Annotated in this window: 2 protein-coding genes; both read right to left on the reverse strand. The window is 44.8% G+C overall.

All coding sequences use genetic code 11. The features are described 5' to 3' along the window. Window positions 1–61: 61 nt before the first annotated feature. Window positions 62–1,087 (reverse strand): DnaJ C-terminal domain-containing protein, encoded by a 1,026-nt coding sequence (locus tag F6K49_RS41075; RefSeq protein WP_293082740.1) that lies wholly within the window; start codon window positions 1,085–1,087, stop codon window positions 62–64. 328 nt (window positions 1,088–1,415) lie between these two features. Continuing rightward, window positions 1,416–2,495: glucose-1-phosphate adenylyltransferase (locus tag F6K49_RS41080; RefSeq protein ID WP_293106789.1), on the reverse strand; the 1,080-nt coding region annotated here is incomplete at its 5' end.

Consider the following 2,495-nt stretch of genomic DNA (forward strand, 5'->3'; position numbering starts at 1 on the left):
CCTACTCCCATTAACCCACTCCTAGTAAGTCCCTCACCCAATTGAGAACTGCTAGATATAATCATAGTCGAACTTGGGACAAGTGACTCCGGGGATTGAAGCGGCGACTTTCACGGATTTTTTCATAGTACTCCTGCTCCTGATTGGTGAGGTTTTTCGGAGTTACTATCGTAATTCGCACTAACTGATCACTACGTCCACCCTTAGGTAAAGACCAGCCTTTACCCCGCAACCGCAGAGATTGACCAGAACGAATACCAGCAGGAATATTCATACTCACAGAGCCATCTGGAGTTGGTACGTCGATTGACCCACCCAAAACGGCTTCATCTGGTGTGATTGGCACTTCGCAAACCAGATTCTCACCATCGAACTCAAAGAAAGAGTGAGATTTGAGTTCTACTTTCAAATACAAATCTCCCTTTTGCTGATTCAGAGGGTTGACCTGACCCTTGCCTCGCACCCGAATACGACTACCGGGTTTGGCACCAGGGGGAATCCTAACAGTTATAGTTTCACTACCTAGGCTGAAACGTTTTTGGACACCATTAAAGGCTTCAGACCAACTGAGGCTAATGGTTGCTTCCCGGTCAGCACTTGCTCCCGTAGTGTTGTTAAAGCCTGAGGTGCTGCTATAGCCACTAAAACCACCAAAATCATTAAACCCATTAGAGTTAGAAGTACTTGTACGGTAGGAGTAGCTATGACTACTTCTGCTTCCACCACCGGGCGCACCAGTGCTAAAGCGACCTAACAATTCATTAATGAACTCGTCAAAGCTGCCGTACTGGCTAAAATCAAAGCCACCAACATCAACACCGACTCCACTACCACCAGACCATCCTTGTCCCGCTTGCTTCCAGTACTGACCAAATTGATCGTATTTCTTCCGTTTGTCCGAGTCAGATAACACTTCGTAGGCTTCATTGACTTCCTTAAAGCGAGCCTCGGCTTGTTTGTCCCCAGGATTCAGGTCTGGGTGGTACTTCCGGGCCAAACGGCGAAAGGACTTTTTAATGTCATCAGCACTAGCAGTTTTGCTGACTCCTAGGATGGAGTAATAGTCTTTGAAGTCGGTCGCAGCCATCAAGAGTTTCTCCTAATCGTCTAAGATCGTAACGGGTAAGTTATTGCCCTTGGATTATGGTTTATCTACCTCAACGCTAGGGTAACAAAGGTTTCAACTAAACTTAGTTCGGTTCTTCCTCACTGGTGCGATCGCAATTTCCGTACATGTTAAATACTCTGTCAAGGCTGTTTTCAGGGTTAGGGCAAGGTCTTCGGTAGCAAGGTGTTAGGCTAATGCTTGTAGTAATTAATGCCTAGGCTAAGCATGTCTAATCCCTATCCCTAGGGTAAGTTTGCCTAGCGCCTAATTTTGATGTAGATGAACTTACCGTTTCCACCCCATAGGACTAAATCACGGCTCCATGGGGAATTACGGCATTTTTGAGCACTACAACAATGCCATTACGAATATAAAATCCCTCGCTTTCGCAGTTGGCTTCTTCTACACGATCCTTGTTGAATATTTTGACATTGTTACCGATACAAGCATTTTTATCGATAATTGCACGACGAATAACAGTATCCTTACCAATCCCTAAAGTCACTTGGCCTTGTTCTTGGGCTGATAGACGTTCTGTTAAAGATTGATAGTAGTCAGCCCCCATAATTAAAGAGTCCTCGATAACTGTTCCAGCTTCCACTCGCGATCGCAATCCCAATACCGAGTTATTAATGCGGCAGTCTTTGAGAATACACCCTTCCCCAATAATTGACTCTGTGACCCGACAGTCTAAAAGCTTTGAGGGCGGTAGATAACGAGCTCTGGTGTAAATCGGAGCATCTTCATGATAAAAGCTAAAGGATGGCTGAGGTTGACGAGTCAGGGATAAGTTAGCATTGTAGAATGCCTCAATAGTGCCGATATCTTGCCAATAATCATTAAATAAGTAAGCTTGAATGTTATACTTTTGCATCGAGGCTGGGATAACTTCGTTACCAAAGTCTGTGTGCTCAGAATTAGCTTCGAGTAGTTCTTTCATCACTGCTTTACTAAAGACATAAATCCCCATAGAAGCAATGTAAGGACTATTTCTGGCTTGTTCTGGTGTCAGTCCAAGCACAGTAGTATCCACTTGCATTTGTTTAAGCAATTCCCCTGTAGGTTTCTCGCGAAAGTCAATCACCTTGCCCCGATCATCAATTTGCATCAAGCCAAAGCTAGATGCCCGTGTCTCATCAATAGGCACAACCGAAAGAGTAATATCCGCTCTAGTGTCCCGGTGACGTTGGACAAATAAGCGATAGTCCATCCGGTAGAGGTGGTCTCCTGATAGAATTAGGTATTCATCAACATCCCAGCCATCAAATAACCAGAGATACTGACGAACCGCATCTGCTGTTCCCTGAAACCAGCTTGGGTTTTCGGCAGTTTTTTGGGCTGGTAAAATTTCAACAAACCCTTCTGTCAAGCCAGAGAAATTATAGGC

Source organism: Moorena sp. SIO3I6 (assembly GCF_010672095.1).